The organism is Silvibacterium bohemicum (assembly GCF_001006305.1).
GTDB classification, from domain to species: Bacteria; Acidobacteriota; Terriglobia; order Terriglobales; family Acidobacteriaceae; genus Silvibacterium; species Silvibacterium bohemicum.
The window spans coordinates 781,030-798,973 of the sequence record NZ_LBHJ01000012.1 but is presented as its reverse complement, the minus strand read 5'-3'; the positions used below and the strand labels follow the sequence as shown (position 1 = coordinate 798,973).

General features: G+C 60.6%; 15 protein-coding genes. 8 read left to right on the top strand and 7 right to left on the bottom strand.

The genetic code is table 11. The features are described 5' to 3' along the window. Nucleotides 1-20: 20 nt before the first annotated feature. From XX99_RS19555 to ald, 6 genes are all read left to right on the top strand, one after another. Nucleotides 21-1,514: an aldehyde dehydrogenase family protein gene (locus tag XX99_RS19555; RefSeq protein WP_050061032.1), complete on the top strand. Its 1,494-nt coding sequence runs from the start codon at nucleotides 21-23 to the stop codon at nucleotides 1,512-1,514. A gap of 62 nt (nucleotides 1,515-1,576) precedes the next feature. Then, nucleotides 1,577-1,885, top strand: coding sequence for a nucleotidyltransferase family protein (locus XX99_RS19550; RefSeq protein WP_050061031.1), 309 nt, complete (start codon nucleotides 1,577-1,579; stop codon nucleotides 1,883-1,885). After that, nucleotides 1,875-2,219 carry a HepT-like ribonuclease domain-containing protein gene (locus tag XX99_RS19545; RefSeq protein WP_050061030.1) on the top strand — a complete coding sequence of 115 codons (345 nt, stop codon included), beginning with the start codon at nucleotides 1,875-1,877 and terminating at the stop codon, nucleotides 2,217-2,219. Before XX99_RS19550 ends, XX99_RS19545 begins: the two co-directional genes overlap by 11 nt. Nucleotides 2,220-2,360: 141 nt before the next feature. Further along, the gene (locus XX99_RS19540) at nucleotides 2,361-3,611 is read left to right on the top strand and encodes a cation:proton antiporter domain-containing protein (protein ID WP_050061029.1); all 1,251 of its coding nucleotides are present in this window, start codon (nucleotides 2,361-2,363) and stop codon (nucleotides 3,609-3,611) included. Between the two features lie 163 nt (nucleotides 3,612-3,774). Then, nucleotides 3,775-5,277, top strand: coding sequence for a B12-binding domain-containing radical SAM protein (locus XX99_RS19535; RefSeq protein ID WP_050061028.1), 1,503 nt, complete (start codon nucleotides 3,775-3,777; stop codon nucleotides 5,275-5,277). Between the two features lie 133 nt (nucleotides 5,278-5,410). Beyond that, nucleotides 5,411-6,526, top strand: coding sequence for an alanine dehydrogenase (ald, locus tag XX99_RS19530; RefSeq protein WP_050061027.1), 1,116 nt, complete (start codon nucleotides 5,411-5,413; stop codon nucleotides 6,524-6,526). Here ald and XX99_RS19525 read toward each other — a convergent pair. Continuing rightward, entirely contained in the window at nucleotides 6,523-7,233 is a 711-nt protein-coding gene (locus tag XX99_RS19525; RefSeq protein ID WP_082125762.1) for a carbohydrate-binding protein, read from the bottom strand. The two genes, ald and XX99_RS19525, sit on opposite strands and share 4 nt — an antisense overlap. Before the next feature lie 76 nt (nucleotides 7,234-7,309). Beyond that, nucleotides 7,310-8,125 carry a hypothetical protein gene (locus XX99_RS27800; RefSeq protein WP_050061026.1) on the bottom strand — a complete coding sequence of 272 codons (816 nt, stop codon included), beginning with the start codon at nucleotides 8,123-8,125 and terminating at the stop codon, nucleotides 7,310-7,312. Nucleotides 8,126-8,235: 110 nt separating this feature from the next. Between XX99_RS27800 and XX99_RS19515 the strand changes: the two genes are divergently transcribed. Both XX99_RS19515 and XX99_RS19510 read left to right on the top strand, forming a co-directional pair. Then, nucleotides 8,236-10,623, top strand: coding sequence for a HAMP domain-containing histidine kinase (locus XX99_RS19515; RefSeq protein ID WP_050061025.1), 2,388 nt, complete (start codon nucleotides 8,236-8,238; stop codon nucleotides 10,621-10,623). Next, on the top strand, nucleotides 10,620-11,975 hold the full coding sequence (locus tag XX99_RS19510; RefSeq protein ID WP_050061024.1) for a sigma-54-dependent transcriptional regulator: 1,356 nt from the start codon (nucleotides 10,620-10,622) through the stop codon (nucleotides 11,973-11,975). The genes XX99_RS19515 and XX99_RS19510 overlap by 4 nt, the downstream gene beginning before the upstream one ends. Before the next feature lie 118 nt (nucleotides 11,976-12,093). Here the strand turns inward: XX99_RS19510 and era are convergent, their stop codons facing one another. The 5 genes from era to XX99_RS19485 all read right to left on the bottom strand — a co-directional run bounded on the left by era (nucleotide 12,094) and on the right by XX99_RS19485 (nucleotide 17,878). Then, the gene (gene era, locus XX99_RS19505; RefSeq protein WP_050061023.1) at nucleotides 12,094-13,278 is read right to left on the bottom strand and encodes a GTPase Era; all 1,185 of its coding nucleotides are present in this window, start codon (nucleotides 13,276-13,278) and stop codon (nucleotides 12,094-12,096) included. Beyond that, nucleotides 13,279-14,559 (bottom strand): hemolysin family protein, encoded by a 1,281-nt coding sequence (locus XX99_RS19500; protein WP_050061022.1) that lies wholly within the window; start codon nucleotides 14,557-14,559, stop codon nucleotides 13,279-13,281. It abuts the gene before it with no gap. Then, nucleotides 14,556-15,095, bottom strand: a complete 540-nt coding sequence (gene ybeY, locus XX99_RS19495; protein ID WP_082125726.1) for an rRNA maturation RNase YbeY — start codon at nucleotides 15,093-15,095, stop codon at nucleotides 14,556-14,558. The genes XX99_RS19500 and ybeY overlap by 4 nt, the downstream gene beginning before the upstream one ends. 74 nt (nucleotides 15,096-15,169) lie before the next feature. Continuing rightward, nucleotides 15,170-16,180 (bottom strand): PhoH family protein, encoded by a 1,011-nt coding sequence (locus tag XX99_RS19490; RefSeq protein WP_050061021.1) that lies wholly within the window; start codon nucleotides 16,178-16,180, stop codon nucleotides 15,170-15,172. 348 nt (nucleotides 16,181-16,528) lie between these two features. Beyond that, nucleotides 16,529-17,878 carry a D-arabinono-1,4-lactone oxidase gene (locus XX99_RS19485; RefSeq protein ID WP_050061020.1) on the bottom strand — a complete coding sequence of 450 codons (1,350 nt, stop codon included), beginning with the start codon at nucleotides 17,876-17,878 and terminating at the stop codon, nucleotides 16,529-16,531. Nucleotides 17,879-17,944 lie beyond the last annotated feature (66 nt).

Genomic DNA, 17,944 nt, shown 5'->3' with positions numbered 1-17,944 from the left:
CTTCGCCTAAGGAGACTCACGTGTCCCACAAGCTTTACAAGAACCTCATCGGCGGCCATTCCGTCGCCAGCCACACCGGCAAGACCTTTCTCAACATGAATCCCGCCAACTCCGACGACATCGTCGGCGAGTTCCAGTCTTCCGCCGCCAAAGACATCGACGACGCGGTCAATGCAGCGGAGCAAGCCTGGAAATCCTGGCGTCTTACTCCTGCGCCCAAGCGGGCGGAGATCCTTTACCGGACGGGAGAGCTGCTCACCCAGCGTAAGGAGCAGTATGCCCGCGACATGACCCGCGAGATGGGCAAGGTGTTGAGCGAAACGCGCGGCGACGTGCAGGAGGCCATCGACACCGCCTATTACATGGCCGGCGAAGGCCGCCGCCTCTTCGGCCAGACCACTCCATCCGAGCTGAAGTCGAAGTTCGCCATGTCCGTGCGCATGCCAGTGGGTGTCGTCGGCATGATCGCCCCGTGGAACTTCCCCATGGCCATCCCCTCGTGGAAGCTTTTTCCCGCGCTGGTCTGCGGCAATACGTGCGTGATCAAGCCGGCGGAGGATACTCCGCTGTCGACCTACAACCTGGTCGAGTGCCTGATCGAAGCAGGGCTGCCTGCAGGAGTGGTCAACGTCGTCACCGGCTTCGGCCCCGACGCGGGTGCGCCTATCGTCAGCCATCCCGGGGTTCGCGCTGTATCGTTTACGGGATCGAGCGAGGTCGGCCGCATCGTCGGCCAGACCGCCGCGGCCAACTTCAAGCCCTGTTCGCTGGAGATGGGCGGCAAGAACGCCATGATCGTCCTCGACGATGCCAACCTCGACCTGGCCGTCGAAGGCGCGCTGTGGGGAGCTTTCGGCACCACCGGCCAGCGCTGCACCGCGACTAGCCGCATCATCGTGCACCAAAAAATCGCTGCCGAATTCACCAAGAAGCTTGTGGCGCGCGCCGATGCCCTCAAGGTAGGCGACGGCCTCGACGAGCATACCCAGATGGGTCCGCAGGTGAACCAGCAGCAGATCGAAACCAGCATTCGCTATACGGAGATCGCTCAGAAAGAAGGGGCGCATCTGCTCACCGGGGGCAGTGTTCTCGAAGACGGCGTCTACGACAAGGGCCACTTCTTCGCGCCCACCGTCTTTGGCGCAGTGAAGCCGAAGATGCGCATCGCCCAGGAAGAGGTCTTCGGCCCGGTCGTCAGCCTGATCGAAGTCGACAGCTTCGAGGAGTCGCTCGAAGTGGCCAACGGCATTCAGTACGGCCTTTCGACCGCCCTTTATTCACGCGATGTAAACAAAGCCTTCCAGGCCATGCGCGATCTGGAGGCGGGCATCACCTACATTAATGCGCCGACGATTGGAGCCGAGGTCCACCTGCCCTTTGGAGGGGTCAAGCAGACAGGTAACGGACACCGCGAAGGCGGGACAGGTGCATTGGATTTCTACACCACCTGGAAATCCCTCTATATCGACTATTCGGACAAGCTGCAGCGGGCGCAGATCGATACCGGCGAGTAAGCTGATTCCTTTTCGCAGACACAGATCCGGGTTGCTATTCTTTCACTCACGTGGAGGACGCTTTGAACGCACATGTGGCGCAGAAAAAAACTGAACTTCTGACTTTGTGCCGGCAGTATCGCGTGCAAAGGCTGTCGATCTTCGGTTCGGCTCTCCGCGAGGACTTCGACGCGCAACACAGCGATCTCGATTTCCTCGTGGAGTTTCAGCCTCTTGCCAGCGATTCCTACGCCGAGGCATATTTTGGCCTTCTGGAAGGATTGGAGCGGCTTTTTCAGCGACGAGTGGACCTGGTGGTAGAGTCAGCAATCAAAAATCCTTATTTCCGCGAAAGCGTCCAGCGGAGCCAAAGCCCTCTCTATGCGGCTTGAAGTTAAGAAATATCTATACGATATTCAGCACGCTGCTGAGCTCGTCGTACTCTTCACCGCAAACAAGGAATTTACTGACTATCAACAAGATGCTATGCTGCGGCTCGCGGTCGAGAGAGCGTTGACAATTATCGGGGAGGCGCTATCTCAGCTCGCCAAGCTCGACGCAGTCTTTGCTTCCCGGCTCAACGAACACCAGCGCATCATCGCCTTTCGAAATATTCTGATTCATGCGTATGCTGAAGTAGATGATCGGATCGTATGGGATGTGGTCCGACAGAAGATACCTGCTCTCTTGGTACAGGCATCCAGTCTGCTGACTGAGAACGCCTGACGGGTGTGGCCACTTTTCGAAGCCAGCCCTGAACGCATGGCGAATAAAATGAAAGACAGGTTAGCCGCCAGAAATTCCCGCTTCACCGGCTACTGACCTGAAAGTGCATCCAAGGTAGAACTCAATACTCCTGGAGCCCCCATGACCCTGCTACTCATCCAGATGACTGCGGTCCTGCTCACCGCGCTCTTCTGCGGATGGCTTGCCCGCAAGCTGGGCCAGTCGCGTGTTATCGGAGAAATCATCGGCGGCATCTTCCTCGGCCCCTCGGTCTTCGGCCGCCTCGCACCTCACGCCTCAAGCGTCCTCTTTCCGCCCAGCTCTTTAGGATCATTCGAAGTTCTCAGCACTATCGGCCTCATCCTTTTTCTTTTCTTAATCGGCAGCGAGCTCGATTACGACCATCTGCGCAAGCAGAAAGCGACGGCCACGCTGGCCAGCGGGATGAGTATTCTCTTTCCGTTCATCATGGCGGCGGTTGTGGCCCATTCTCTGCGCATCCGCTTCGCACCGCATGGCATCGGCAGCCTGCCGTTTGTACTCTTTCTTGGTATCTCGATGAGCATCACCGCCTTCCCGGTGCTGGCCCGCATCCTGGAAGAGCGCAAGATGCAGTCAACGCCGCTCGGCGCCACGGCACTGATGTGCGCCGCGGTCGACGACGTCTGTGCGTGGTCGCTGCTGGCCATTGCCCTCACGCTTCTGCCGAACGCAGGCAGCTCCACGCCGCTCGGCTGGCGGCTGGTGTGGCTGGCCGGATATCTCGCTGTCATGCTCGGGGTGGTCCGGCCGCTCGGAGCGTGGCTGGTCAAGCGCCAGGACAGCGTCGCCCTTTCCTACGAGCTTTTCGGACTCGTTATTGCCGTTGTGCTCGCCTCCGCCGCGATGACCGAGGCGATCGGCGTGCATCCGCTCTTCGGAGCCTTCCTCGCCGGCGTCTGCTTCCCGCGTATCCCGGATTGGCAGGCCGCGGTTCGCACTCGCCTGGACACGATCGTTTCCGTTCTTCTGCTGCCGCTATTCTTTGCACTGACCGGCATGCGCACCCGTCTCGACCTTCTCAGCGGGGGGCGCATCTGGCTCTGGACCGGCATCGTTTTTCTGGTAGCCGTCGCGGGCAAGATGGGCGGCGCAGTGCTGGCGGCGCGCTGGACCGGCCAGTCATGGCGCAACGCCGCGGCGCTCGGAGCCCTGCTCAACACCCGTGGCCTGGTCGAATTGGTAGTGCTGAATATCGCCTATAACGCGCACGTCTTCTCACCCACGCTCTTCACCATGCTGGTGGTGATGGCCCTGGTAACCACTATGATCACCACCCCCATCCTCAATTTGCTTGGCATCGAAGATCGCAGCAAAGAGACGCAGGATTTCGCCGTGATCAAGGCCGCGTAACGGGCAAGCGCGGCTAAACCGGCATTTTGCCCGTCCTATCTATATTGGCCCCATTGTGAAAGATGGCGGGCGGTCTAGGTTGAGCCGCGTGGCCTGTAATATGGGTGCCGTAAGGCTGCACGGAATGTAGCTAATCTTCCCGAGTTCTGCGCAATGAGGCCCGATGAAGATCCTTTTGCTCTCCATGCCCGACTCTTTTGAGCACATGCCCACGGTGGCGATCCGCATGCCCAACGGAGCCCTCACCTCGCTGGCCGGCAATCTCGACGAGCATCATGACGTCTCAGTCGCCGACCTCATCCTTTGTCAGCGCGACGTAAAGGCGAAGGTTACTGAACTGATCCGCGATCTCGATCCCGACCTGGTCGGTATGTCGGTGATGACCTTCCAGCGCCGCACCGCCGAGCGCCTCATGTATCTCATCCGCGCGATGAAGCCGGGCATAAAAATCGTTGTCGGAGGTTACGACCCCAGCCTCGATTCCGAAGCCTATCTCAACATGCCGGTCGACTTCATTGTGCGCGGCGAAGGCGAAGTGACCTTTCGCGAATTGACTCGCGCACTGGAAGGCCGGGGCAGCCTGCACTTCATCGCCGGCCTGTCGCATCGCGAGCCGGGCGATCCTGGCGAGAACAGGTGGGTTCACAATCCGCAGCGTGCTCCGCACCGCCTGGAAGATAACGACATCAAGCTGCCCAAGCGCAGCGCCCGCATCCTCGAGGGCTACACGCTGCTGGGGCGGCAGGTCGACGTCATCGAGACCTCGCGCGGCTGTACCTACGATTGCAGCTTCTGCTCGATCATCGAGATGCGCGGCCGCAACTTCTTCGCCTATTCCTTCGATCGCGTCCTCGATGATATCCGCGACGCTAAGAAGCACGGCGCCCGAACCATCTTCCTGGTCGACGACAATATCACCTTGAATGTTCGCCGCTTCGAGGCCCTCTGCCATGCCATCATCGATGCCGGCCTGAACACCCTCGATTATTTTGTGCAGGGCATGACTTCAGCCATCGCTAATCACGGAGAGACGCTTGCGCCGCTGATGCGTCAGGCAGGTTTTCGCTACGTATTCCTGGGCATAGAAAACATCCTCGAAAGCGATCTCCAGCTTCTGCAGGCCTCGGCCAAGAACACCGCCCGTGCCGGAGGCAAGAACATCGGCAACGCCACGCTGCAGGCCATCGAGTATCTGCACCAGAACCAGATGTTCGTTGTGGGAGGCCTGATCGTCGGCAGCCCCAACGACACCGCCGAATCCATCGAGGCCAATCTTGCGTTCGCCCGCCAGTATGTGGACTGGCCCTATATCCAGCACCCCACTCCGTATCCCAAGACGCCGATGACTGAGGAGTTTCGCAAGCTCGGCCTTATCGAGAACGAGCGCCTGGAAGAGTACGACGGAACCACGCCGGTGGTGCGCAACGAAAACCTCTCCGCCGACGAGATCGAATATCTGCGCTGGAAGGCCGAGCGCGGCATGAAGACCCGCCACATCCCCGCTGTCTTCCGCCATGATCCCTGGTTCGTCCTGCGCAACGCCGGAAGGATGGCCGCCCACACCTACCGCGGAGCTACCCTCCGCACCTTCCTCGGTCTCGAAGACGAGCGCCAGGCCTTTACCCGGTACAAAGAGATCCGCCGCGCCGAACGCGAATACGTTTAGGCAGCACGCTGTCCCGCCCTCACCCGATTTTCGCGAAACGGTAACAATCGCCGACAGCTTTTGCGCCAAAGGCGTGTGCCGCTGGACGCGGAGTCCGGTAGGATAAAAAGTTCGCTCGAAAAGGGGACGGCAGATGATCATCGGAGTACCCAAGGAAGTCAAAGACCACGAGAGCCGGGTCGGCATCACGCCGGCCGGAGTCAAATCGCTCTCTGAAGCCGGGCACAAGGTCCTGGTCGAGACCCACGCCGGCGAACTCTCCGCCTTTCCCGATGACGAATATCAGTCCGCAGGAGCAGAGATCGTTGGCTCGGCCCACAATGTCTGGGGTCTGGCCGAGATGATCGTCAAGGTCAAGGAGCCGGTCGAGAAGGAATATCAGCATTTCCGCGACGGACTGGTTCTCTTCACTTATCTGCACCTCGCGCCCATCCCCGATCTCACCGAGAAGCTGCTGAGCAAAAAAGTCACCGGCATTGCTTACGAGACCATCCGCGACCGCGCCGGGACTCTACCTCTGCTTACGCCGATGTCTGAGGTTGCCGGCCGTATGTCCGTCCAGGTTGGCGCAGCCTATCTGGAAAAGGAAAAGGGAGGCCGCGGCGTGCTGCTGGGCGGCGTTCCTGGAGTTCCTCCCGCGAACGTCTGCATCATCGGAGGCGGCATCGTCGGAACCAATGCCGCGAAGATCGCCGTGGGCATGGGCGCCAAGGTCACCATCGTCGATCTGAATCTCAACCGCCTGCGCGAGCTCGACGACATCTTCAACGGCAAGCTCTTCACCCTGGCCTCAAATTCTTATAATCTCTCGCGCGCCACCCAGGAGGCCGATCTGGTGATTGGAGGCGTGCTTATCCCGGGCGCAGCCGCGCCGAAGATCGTGACCAGAGAGATGGTCGGCAGGATGAAGAAGGGCGCGGTCATCGTCGATGTCGCCATCGACCAGGGAGGCTGCATCGAGACGGCTCGCCCCACCACGCATAGCGATCCGGCCTACGAGGTAAACGGCGTCGTACACTACTGCGTGACCAACATGCCTGCAGCGGTGCCCAACACGTCGACGCTGGCGCTGACCAACGCGACCTTCCCCTATGTCCTCAAATTGGCCAGCAAAGGCGCGAAAGACGCCATCCTCCACGATGACGGCATTCGCGACGGCGTCAACACCTATCTCGGCACGCTCACCTGCGAGCCCGTGGCCACGTCGCAGAAGAAGCCCTGGACGCCGGTCCGCGAGCTGTTAGCTTAAGGCGACGGCTGGAAGTCGAAGTAGGCGAGGTTCATGTTCCCCTCGGTGAGAATGTGGACGGTCAGGACATTCTTTCCCTTGCGCAGGTGAAGCTGCGCGAGATTTGGCGCGATGTTCCAATGGTGCCACTGCCGCCACGCCACCGGATCGGCGTCTGTGGCCGTCGACTGGATCGCGAGTGGCCCCGTCGCAGGCTGGCCATTCACGTCGAGTGATATTGTCCCGCCTCTATTTGAGGTGTAAAGCAGGTCGGCGCTGTAGCTGCCGGTTTTTTCCACCTGCACGGTGACGTTGAACCACTCGCCAGGCTCGGTCCAGCCGACATAGAGCTGGTTTTCCGGCGGCGTCGCCAGATCGTACTGCGTATCGTCGATGGCGGTCGGGTGATGAAATTTTGTGTACGAAATGTCCACGGCTTCGGCAATCCGAAATTCGTTGAGATAGGTCCCATCGGCCGGATTCAGCCCGCCGCTACCCAAATTTTTTGGCGTGGTGTCGTGATAGGCCACACCCTCCCCGCCGAAGTCATAGTAGGCGCACTGCACCCGGCCCGGAATTTTTTGGGCTCCGCCCGAATAGCGGCTGTCGTGGAAAGGGGTTCCCGCATATTGGTGGAGAAAGTCATCGCTCCAGGCATGAGCGCCGGGGACTGAAATGTGAACCAACAAGAGAGGGACGGTAGACCAGCGCAGCCGAGATGGTGGCATCGTACCTTTCTTAAGAGCTGTTGCTTCCAGAGAAAGAGGCGTGGCCGCAGCCACGCCCTTTCAGTCGGAAAAATTCTTACTGGCTAACGTGGACGGACCTTTCCAGCCGGAAGGTCAAGGTGGTCTCGGCTGGAATTACGATGTCTTTTTTGCCCGTGAGGCCGGCGCCCGCTGTACCGGCTCCGGCGCCGGCGAGACCGCCGATCAGCGCGCCTTTGCCGCCGCCAGCCAATCCGCCGATGATCGCGCCTAGCCCCGCTCCTCCGCCGACGAACCCGGCGGTGCGCTTGCCTTTACCCTGCTCCACACGCTCGATCGTGCTCGAAGCCACCGGGTAGGAGGCCCCTTGCGCGCGCACCGTATCCAATCGCAAAGACAGCACCGCGCCGCCCTTGAAGTGGCCCAGCGCCTTGGCATCCACCACTGTTCCGGAGGCAGTTGAGCCGGCGCGGATGACGGTCACGCCGCCAACCCTCACAGGAGAAGCCACGGACGCGGTAAAGGTGTCTCCAGGCTGACTGATCTTCGATCCCACCGCCTGCCTCAGGGTTACGGCGATATGCGTTCCCGCCGGAATCACCAGCGGTGGAGGCGGGGCAGGAGCTGCCGCGGTCATGGCTGGGCCGGCAGTCATCGCTGGGCCGGCCGCTGGAGCAGGCGCAGGCGCTGCTGCAGCTGGCGCCGGAGCAGGAGTAACGGGAGCCGGAGAAACGGGGGCGCCCGTGGTGGGCGACACCGGAGCAGGCGACGCCGCCGTCTGATCGGCGGAAGCCGGCGCCGGTGCTGGATTTTCGCTGGTGGCCTGCTGGCTTTGTTTCTTGCAACCACCGGCAAGCAGCAGACCTGCCAGGGCGAAAGGGAGGAATGACCGCGAAGCGCGCTTGATATTCATGACGGGACTTATGATGCCACATTCTGGGCTTATGGCAGCAAGGCAACTTAAATTCCTTTCCGGGAAGGCCCCTTTTCGGCAGCCTATAATCGTTCGTCAGGGAGTATTGATTGGGTGATTCCAAACACCGCCGGGCAACTATCGTGGCGCTGGCCTCCGCCACTTTCCTCCTGGTGCTGCTGCTGAGCGGCCTTAACGCTTTTAAACTGGGCTTCCTGCACCCCAGTTCCACCGTTCAGATCCTGCTTTTCAGCGCGCTCTCGACGCTCATCTTTCTGCTCTTCGTCACGCTGCTGATCCTGCTGCTGCGCAACATCCTGAAGCTGCTCGCCGACCAGCGCAGCCGCGTTCTCGGCTCGCGTCTGCGTACGCGCATGATCCTCGGCGCGCTGTTGATCTCCTTCGCGCCCGCACTCTTCATGTTTGCTTTCAGCTTCTTGCTGCTCAACCGCTCCATTGATCGCTGGTTTTCGCAGCCGGTGGCCGAGTTGCGGGAGAACTCCACGCGCATTGCGCTGGAACTGGCCCAGTACGTTAGCCTGAACGCCCGTTCGGAGGCCGAATCGCTGGCCCGTTCTCAGAGTTTCACCGCCGCGTACGAGGCTTCGAATCCCACCGCGCTGGTCGACGAAATTCGCACCCATCGCATCACCCTGCAGGGTGGCTTCGCCATCGTCTACCGGGACCGGGCAGCGGTCGCGAGCTACGAAGCGCCGCAAAACACGCGCCCGGTGAGGGTCCACTCCTGGCTCAACGACGACACCTCGGGTGATCCTCCAGGGCCGGAACCTTTGGACACCACGGTTCTGAAAGCCGCGCAGCGCACCGACGAGCCGATCCTTACCATCGGCAACAGCGAATTCGCATTGGGCGACGCCACACTGGCTGATGGAGGAATGGTCGTCGTGGGATTGCCCATGCCCGCCGGCCTCGACTCCACCGTGATTCAGATCCGCAAAGGGGCCGACGAGTACTGGTCCATCTACCGGCAGCGGAGAAGCATCCGCAGCACTTACCTGCTGCTGCTGCTGATGCTGACCGCGCTCATCTTCTTCGCCAGCAGTTGGCTGGCGCTCTATCTCTCGAAGCAGATTACCCGTCCGGTCGAAGCCCTGGCCGACGCCATGAATGAGATTGCCGAGGGCGAATACGGCAAGCGCATCACTGTATCGGCCACCGAAGAGCTAGGCGAGCTTATCCGCTCCTTCAATCACATGGCCGCCGATCTCGAGCAAAGCCGCACCCTGGCCGAGACCTCGGCCACCCAGCTTTCCGCAGCCAACATCACGCTGGAGAGCCGCCGCAAACAGCTGGAGATCATCCTCGAAACCATCCCCAGCGGCGTTGTCACCCTCGACGCTAATCGCTCTATCGTCCAGGCCAACCGGGCCTTCCTCGACCTCTTCGCGCCGAACTCCGCGGGCGACCTCAGCGGAACGCCCCTGGCTGCGGTTCTTCCGGCGGAATTGGCATCCGAGATTGCCCTGCTCGAACGCCGCGCCCAGCGCATGGGCATCGCCGCATCAGAATACGAAATGCCCGGACAGGCGGGTGCGCTCAGCCTCACCATGACCATCGCTGTACTTGATCTCGGGGGCAGCCGGCGCGGCTCCATACTCGTAACTGAAGATGTGACAGATTTCCTCCGCGCCCAGCGCCAGCTGGCCTGGAAGCAGGTCGCGCAGCGCGTGGCCCACGAGATCAAGAACCCTCTCACGCCGATTGCTCTCTCTGCCGAGCGCATTCGCCGCCACATGGATCTTCCTCGGCCCGAGTCGGACGCGGTCATCCGCAAATGCAGCGATGTGATTCTTTCCTCGGTTGAGTCCATGCGCGTCCTGGTCGATCAGTTTGCGGTGCTAGCTGAATTTCCCGCCGCACAGCCCAAGCCTGACGACCTGAACCTTATCGTCGAAGGCACGGTCGCGCTCTTTCATGGGCGGCTGGACAAGATCCGCATCGAGCAGCGCCTCGATCGCGCTCTGCCCCTGGTGATGGTCGACGCGCAGTCTCTGCAGCGCGCTCTTGCCAACCTGATCGACAACGCCGCCGAGGCCATGCAGGACAGCCTGCTGCGCGTGCTCTCCATCCAGACCTGTCTCAACGAGAGCCACGGCATGGCCGAGCTGGTGCTGGCCGATACCGGCCACGGGCTTACCGACGAAACCCGCGAGCGCCTCTTTCTGCCATACTTCTCGACCAAGCAGCGGGGCAGCGGCCTGGGGCTGGCTATCGCAGCAAAGATCATTCAGGAGCACCACGGAGCGATCCGGGCCGAGAATAACTCGCCCACCGGGGCACGCTTCATCATCGAGCTGCCGTTTGCTGAATCAAGTGTCACCGATCTGCCTCTCGCGGAGAAGCCGGCGCTCCGCAACGGGGCAAATGGAGCCTCCACCAACGGACAAACGGGCAACGGACATGCGACGAACGGTCACTCAGCAGATGGGCGCGCGTCGGGTAAAACCCTTGCAGAGCCAGCGGAAATCAAAGAATGAACCATATCCTCGTCGTCGATGACGAAAACGAAATTCGCGAATCGCTCGAAGAGATCCTTCGCGAGGAAGGCTACTCCGTCTCGAGCACCCCCAGCGGGGCCGAGGCTATTGTTCTGCTGCGCGACGCAACTTACGACGTCATGCTGCTCGACATCTGGCTGCCGGATCGCGACGGGCTCGATGTGCTGAGCGATGTGCGCTCGCTCGAAACCGAGAACAAGCCCGAGGTCATCGTCATCTCCGGCCACGCCACCATCGAGACGGCGGTGCGCGCCACCAAGCTTGGGGCATTCGATTTTTTGGAGAAGCCGCTCTCGCTCGAGCGCACGCTGATCGTGGTCAAGAACGCCATCGAATCCCGCCGGCTGCGCAACGAAAACCTCGAATTCCGCCGCCAGTTCGCTCTCGAAACCACCATCACCGGCGAAAGCATCCCGGCGAAGGCGCTGCGCCAGCAGATCAAGCTCATGGCCCCCACCAACGGCCGCGTGCTCATCTTCGGAGAATCCGGCTGCGGCAAGGAGCTTATCGCGCGCTCCATCCACGCGGAAAGCGCGCGCAAGGAGCGAGTCTTCATCGAGCTCAACTGCGCGGCCATTCCCGAGGACTTCATCGAGAGCGAGCTCTTCGGCTACCGCAATAGCGCCATCCCCGGCGGGCCGGCCGAAAAGCGTGGCACCTTCGAGCGAGCCAATGGGGGAACACTCTTCCTCGACGAGGTCGGCGACATGAGCCTGAAGACTCAGGCCAAAGTTCTGCGCGCCCTCGACGAGCAGAGCTTCGTGCCGGTAGGCGCGACTCAGCCCATCAGCGTTGACGTGCGCGTGATCGCGGCGACCAATAAGAATCTGGAAGAGGAGATTGCCAAGGGCAACTTCCGCGAAGATCTCTTCTACCGCCTCAACGTGATTCCGTTCTTCGTGCCGCCCCTGCGCGAGCGCAAGGAGGACATCCCTTCGCTCTCCCGCGAATTCCTGCGTAGCTTTGGACGCGAATACGGCAGGCCGCGCATCGAGATCGGCGACGACGCGCTCGACCTGCTCAAGCAATATCACTGGCCGGGAAACGTGCGCGAGCTCAAGAATATTCTCGAGCGCGTGCTCATCCTCAACCCGCAGACCAACCGCATCGAGCGCCGCCATCTGCCCATGCTGGTGCATCGCACCAGCAGCCGACGCAGCGAGGATTTCAGCACGCTGCAGCACGCCAGAGAAGCGTATGAACGTGAGTACATCCTGAAGAAGGTGGACGAGTGCCACGGCAACATGAGCCGTGCGGCCGAGTCATTGGGACTGGAGCGCAGTCATTTGTATCGGAAGATGAAGACGCTGGGGATTGTGGTTCGAGAATAGGACTGCGCGTTCAGCGAATCGCGCTTTCAGCGCCGCGATCCGCCCCGCCGGGTGCCCCACATCTCGCTTTTGAGATGTGGGATAACAGCCCAGGTGCTGGCGATGTACTAAAAAAAATCTACTTTTGTTCTTCCTCTTTCAAGGGCTCCACAGGGGTAAGCTCCTCCACCTGACGACGCCAGTCTAGCGACTCGACGAACCCCTGCGATTCCCGCCAGTTTTCTTTCACGATCACATGTAGCTCCAGAAAAACCCGCGTTCCCAGCAGCGATTCGATCTCTCTGCGCGCCGCCGTGCCGATCGCTTTCAGCTTGCTGCCGCCCTTGCCGATCAGGATCGCCTTCTGCCCCTGCCGCTCGCAGTAGATCGCAGCGGCAATCTTGGTCAGCGGAAGCTTTTCGTCAGGCTTCGGTTTCTTCGAGGGTGGCCGCGGCTCTTCGAAGCGCTCGATCACCACTGCCGATGCGTATGGAACCTCTTCACCGGTCTCGGTGAGGATCTTTTCGCGAATCAATTCCGCTACCAGAAACCGCTCGGGCTGGTCGGTGAACTGTTCCTTCGGAAAATATCGCTGCCCCTCGGGAAGCACCTCGACCAGCTTCTCCATCAACCGCTCCAGCCCGTCATGCTTTCGCGCCGAGATGGGAATCACTTCGGCAAACGAATGCAGCGAGGAAAGCTGCTGAATCAGCGGCAGCAGCTTGGCGCGCTCGATGAGGTCGATCTTGTTGATCAACAGGAAGACCGGGCAATCGAGCTTGCGCAGCAGGTCGAAGACAAACGCATCTTCACTTTCCGCTTTGGTGTCGCGTTTCTTCGATTGCTTCGCGGGCAGCACTAATGTCTCGGGCGTATCTGAGGCGGGCAAATCTCCTTCGGCCACATCTGCTTGGGACAAATCTTTATCGGAAGCATCTTTATCGGACGACTCTTTATCGGAAAAATGCGGGGAGGCTTCCGGCGCCTCTGCACTCGTTCCGGGCAGCTCCAGGCGACGGGTTGCATCGACCAGCAGCAGCACTGCGTCGCGTGTCTCCAGAGCGTCGTGGACCTCCTGCATCATCCGCTTGTCGAGGGTTGAATTGGGCTTGTGCACACCTGGCGTGTCGACGAAAACAATCTGCGCCCCCGGATGCTTGCCTTTGCGCGAAGGCACCTCGAGGATACCGTTGATGCGCGTGCGCGTGGTCTGCGGCTTGGCCGTTACGATGGCCACCTTCTCGCCCACCAGGGCATTCATCAGCGTCGACTTCCCCGCGTTCGGACGCCCGATAATCGATACAAATCCAGATCGAAACTTCATTTATCGCTCACTACTTTCTTCTAACCGTGAAACTCTCAGCCGCTCGATGCGGCGGTCTGTCGAGGCAAGGATCTCGAAGCGCAATCCATACTCCTCGACCACCTCGCCTGCCTGCGGAATACGCCCCGCTGTCTCGCTCACCAATCCTGCCACTGTAGTGGCCTCATAGTCTTCGGGCATTTCGGTCTCTCCGCCGAGCAGTTCTTCCAGCCGCTCGATCTCCAGATTACCCGGCACGGCCCACGAACCATCCGGCTCCCGGAGTACGCCGTCGGCGTCGTCATCGTGCTCATCGCGAATGGTGCCCACCAGCTCTTCGAGCAGATCTTCGATGGTCACCAGGCCGGCCACGCCGCCGTACTCGTCGATCACGATGCGCATGTGCTGCTTCTCGCGTTGCATCTCGCGCAGCAGCTCGTTCACTTTTTTCGTCTCGGGCACAAAGGTCGCCTGTCTCTGGATGCTGGAGACCATCTGCGTGCGCGCGTCAACGTCCCGGATGTGCAAGAGGTCGTGTGCGAAGGCGATGCCTGCGATCTGATCCAGCGTGCCTTCGAAGACCGGAACCCGCGAATAGACTTCGCTCCGCAGCAGGTGCAGAAACTCCTCGATGGTGGTGTTGCCGGGCACGGCGAAGATCTCCGGACGTGGCGTCATCACCTCACGCACCACCTTGTCGCCGAACTCCACTGCGGAGCGCACTAGCTCACGGTCGCTCTCCTCCAGGATGCCTTCTTCTTCGCCTGCCTCGAGCAGCGCTTCCACCGCCTCCGTCGTCGCCTCTTCCTCCTTTTTCGCAGGAGCCTCGGCCAGCGAAGCGACAGAAAGCAGAAAGCCCAGAAACAGCGTGATGGGCATCATGAGATAGAAGAGAAACTGCAGGAACCTGCGCCAGCGGATGATCCAAAGTCCCTGCGTCCGCGTGAAAAAGACGAAGGGCAGAAACTGGTTGAAGAGCAGGATCACCAGGATTACACCTAGCACCACCTGAGCGACTTCCGGAGCTGTCGGCCGGTCCGCAGGAGTGCGGTCGAAGAGCAGCATTCCGAAGAGCAGCGTCAGCCCGGCGAGCGCGAGCTGCGAGAGAATCGCCGCCGACAACGCAACATGATCGCGTTCCAGACGCAGCTTGGGCTCGACATGCTGCTCCCAGGCATCGATATTCTCCTGGAACTCCCGCGCCAGAAACTTGCCCATCTCCGAATACAGCCGGTCCACGTACGAGGCCAGCGTGAGGACAATGAGGAGAATGACGATAGGGATGGCGGCGGTCAGGGTCATCGCGTGCGCCCCCGTTTTGCTGCAGCCTTTAGCGGCACTTTCTTTGCAGCCTTCTTCGCTCGCGTCACACTCTTGACGCCGCTAGCGGCGGCTCTGGCAATCAGTCCTTGCGACAATCCCAGCTTGCGGCGCAGCGTCTCTTCCTTGCGCGCCATCTCTCCGGCATCGGTCTCGTGGTCGTAGCCGGCCAGATGCAGCACGCCATGCAGCACCAGCGTTTCAAGCTCGACCATCAGCTCGTGCCCCCGTGTTTTCGCTTCGCGCGCCGCCGTTTCAACGGAGATGGCCAGGTCGCCGGCTATCTTCGTCCTTCCGCCTATTTCCATGGCCGGAAAAGACAGCACGTCGGTGGATTTGTCTTTGTGGCGAAACTCGCGGTTGAGCCTGCGAATCTCTTCATCGCCGGTAAGCAGCACGGAAACCGAGCCCGATAGCGGAGCGGCCGTTCTGGCCGAGGCGAGAAATTGCGTCAGCCGCCTCTTGCTCAGAGTGGCGCGCCCGAATTGCTCCCCGATGGCAGCTTCGATCATGATCATGATTGAGATTGCGGTACAAAAACAAAGGAGGGCCGACGGCCCTCCTTTTGATCGTATCCCAAATACCGGCCTGATTACTGGGGTTTCGAAGCACCCTTGCCCTCGCTCTCACCCATGCGCAGTGGCAGTTCCGGCTGTTGGCGGCCGAAATTGTCGTAGGCCTGAATGATCCGCTGCACGAGCTGGTGCCGCACCACATCGCCGCTTTCGAAGTGAACAAAGCCGATGCCGTCCACTCCCTCCAGAACGGACATGGCCTCGATCAGCCCCGACTTGCGCGGATTGGGAAGATCGATCTGGGTCACGTCGCCCGTGATTACCGCCTTGGAGTTGTTGCCCAGCCGGGTCAGGAACATCTTCATCTGCTCGCTGGTGGTGTTCTGTGCTTCATCCATGATGACGAAAGCATCGTTCAGCGTGCGGCCGCGCATGAATGCCAGCGGGGCCACCTCGATGATGTTCTTTTCGAGCATCCGGTCGACCTTTTCCGGCTCGAGCAAGTCGTACAGCGCGTCATAGAGAGGCCGCAAGTAGGGATCGACCTTTTCCTGCAGACTACCCGGCAGAAACCCCAGCCGCTCGCCTGCTTCGACCGCCGGACGAACCAGAACGATGCGGCCAGCCTTCTTGGCCAGGAGCGCCGCAGCCGCCATGGCTACAGCCAGATAAGTCTTGCCTGTGCCCGCCGGCCCGATGCCGAAGACCATGTCCATCTGCTCGATGGCTTCGACATAACGCCGTTGATTGAGCGACCGCGGCTGCACCATCCGCTTGATGCCGGCCGAGCGCTGCTTGCCGCTCTCTGCCACCGACCGAAGCGAAACCGCAGGGTCGGCGACCACCAGCCGCAGCATTCCATTCAACTCGCCGTTTTGCGGGCAGCCGCCCGCCTTACGAAGCGCCTCATAATCCGCGAAGATTCGCTCCACCCGCGCGATATTCTGCGGCGAACCTTCCACCAAAACGGCATCTGACTGCAAATCGATGCGCACATGGAGCATGTCTTCCATGAGCCTGAGGTTTTCATCGCGGGTCCCGAAAAGGGGCTCAAGATTCGGCGTGATGTCCAGCGTTTTTTTGGTCAAACTGGGAATATACCTCCGGATAAAGCCCTCGCGGGCCATACCAAATTTGGATGCAGTTGAATGAGAGGGTAGCGGCACGTGACAGGAAAATCGGAAACCGGCCCGGAAAGGCTGGTCGCAGCGGGTGGCCTGCTGCGGTAGTGCTGAATCCCGTCGTTGCGCCGTAGGGTAACGATGGGCTCAGAGTAGTCCCGCCCCGGTCCGGCGTCAATGCCCAATCTGTGAAATATCCGTCAAGCCTGTATCCAATGGGGAACGCGGGTAATAACGGCAAGAAGATGGGCAGATATGCCCATCTTTCCTGGCTTCCTCGTGAAAAAGATTACGAAAGAGAGGTTCAGAGAAACTTCAAGCTCCAAACAAGTTCAAATCCAGAAACTCGTTCCGGAACTTCCCTGCCGGATCGTACTCCTTCATCAGCGCCTGGAACTCTGCCATCTCCGGATATAGCCCTTGAATCCTTGCCGGATCCATGGTGAAGACCTTGGCCCAGTGGGGACGCGCCCCGAACGGGGCCAGCTGCTTTTCGATCAGCGGCAGCACGGCGTGCACCGCTTCCGCCTCCGGCTTCCAGGTGAAGTGGATGGCCATCGACGGCCGCTGATAGGCCATGCTCATCCACAGATCATCGGCAGCGATGGTGCGCAGCTCGGTCACAAAGAGATGCGGCGTGATGCGGTCTTTCAGCTGCTCCACCGCCAGGATGGCCTCGTAGCCTTTGTCGCGCGGAACGAAGTACTCGGTCTGGATCTCGTTCCCGCTGCTTGGCGTGAATGCCATCTTGAAGTGCGGCAGCCGCTCGTACCATGGGCCCGGAATTCCCATCTGCTCGGTGCAGGGAGTTGCGTCGTGGCCGGTAATCGGATGCAGCTTCTCCGTTGCCCGCTTGGCGCCGAAGAACTCGCCGGGGCAGCCGCCTGCCGCGCCGCCCTCGACCTTGCGCTTGATCCACACCTGCGTCGCGCGATGATCTTGCCAGTCGGTGAAGAGGCTCACGCTATATCCAGCCGCGAAGATTTCTTCCAGATGCGTCTCCAGCCGGTCGAAGGAGAGGTCCTGATAGACCACCTGCGCGGCTTGAAATGTAGGCAGCAGGTCGAGGGTCACCTTGGTCTGCACGCCCAGCGCGCCGAGCCCGACGACCATCCCGTCAAACTTCGCTCCATCTTTCTTGCGCGAGAGCGAGACTAGCGATCCATCGGCCCTAACCAGCTCCATCCCTGCAACGGCTGTCGACAGATTGCCGTTCCTGCTCCCCGATCCATGTGTCGCCGTGGCGCACGCTCCGGCCACCGACACGTGCGGCAGCGAGGCCAGATTGTGCAGGGCAAATCCATGGCTGTCGAGGTAAGGAGCAAGCTGGCCATATTTCACGCCAGCGCCGACCGTCACCGTGCGCGCGGCCTGGTCGATCTCCATCGAATCGAGATGCACTGGAGAGATTTGCGCAGCCTTGCTGTCGGCGATCCGATTGAAGGAGTGCCGCGCGCCCAAAGCCTTGATCTTCGCGCAGGCCTTGACGTTCGCCTGCGTCTCCTCGACGGTCGCGGGCAGGTACAGGTGATCGGTGCTGTACTCGAGATTCCCCGCCCAATTGGTCCGATGCGCCGCCAGTGTAAGCTCCGCATTCAGAATACGTGAAAACATCGAACCGGCCGCAACCACTGCCGACGTCTTGATAAACTCCCGCTTATCCATAGGCCGACCATCGTCTCGCGATGCAGAGTATTCCGTCAACGGTCGGCCAAATCAAACCAGGCCAAG

Excerpts from the sequence above, each read along its gene's own strand:
- XX99_RS19545 (WP_050061030.1), top strand. The coding sequence starts at position 1,875 with ATGCGGCTTGAAGTTAAGAAATATCTATACGATATTCAGCACGCTGCT.
- XX99_RS19540 (WP_050061029.1), top strand. The coding sequence starts at position 2,361 with ATGACCCTGCTACTCATCCAGATGACTGCGGTCCTGCTCACCGCGCTC.
- XX99_RS19535 (WP_050061028.1), top strand. The coding sequence starts at position 3,775 with ATGAAGATCCTTTTGCTCTCCATGCCCGACTCTTTTGAGCACATGCCC.
- ald (WP_050061027.1), top strand. The coding sequence starts at position 5,411 with ATGATCATCGGAGTACCCAAGGAAGTCAAAGACCACGAGAGCCGGGTC.
- XX99_RS19525 (WP_082125762.1), bottom strand. The coding sequence starts at position 7,233 with ATGCCACCATCTCGGCTGCGCTGGTCTACCGTCCCTCTCTTGTTGGTT.
- XX99_RS27800 (WP_050061026.1), bottom strand. The coding sequence starts at position 8,125 with ATGAATATCAAGCGCGCTTCGCGGTCATTCCTCCCTTTCGCCCTGGCA.
- XX99_RS19510 (WP_050061024.1), top strand. The coding sequence starts at position 10,620 with ATGAACCATATCCTCGTCGTCGATGACGAAAACGAAATTCGCGAATCG.
- era (WP_050061023.1), bottom strand. The coding sequence starts at position 13,278 with ATGAAGTTTCGATCTGGATTTGTATCGATTATCGGGCGTCCGAACGCG.
- XX99_RS19500 (WP_050061022.1), bottom strand. The coding sequence starts at position 14,559 with ATGACCCTGACCGCCGCCATCCCTATCGTCATTCTCCTCATTGTCCTC.
- ybeY (WP_082125726.1), bottom strand. The coding sequence starts at position 15,095 with ATGATCATGATCGAAGCTGCCATCGGGGAGCAATTCGGGCGCGCCACT.
- XX99_RS19485 (WP_050061020.1), bottom strand. The coding sequence starts at position 17,878 with ATGGATAAGCGGGAGTTTATCAAGACGTCGGCAGTGGTTGCGGCCGGT.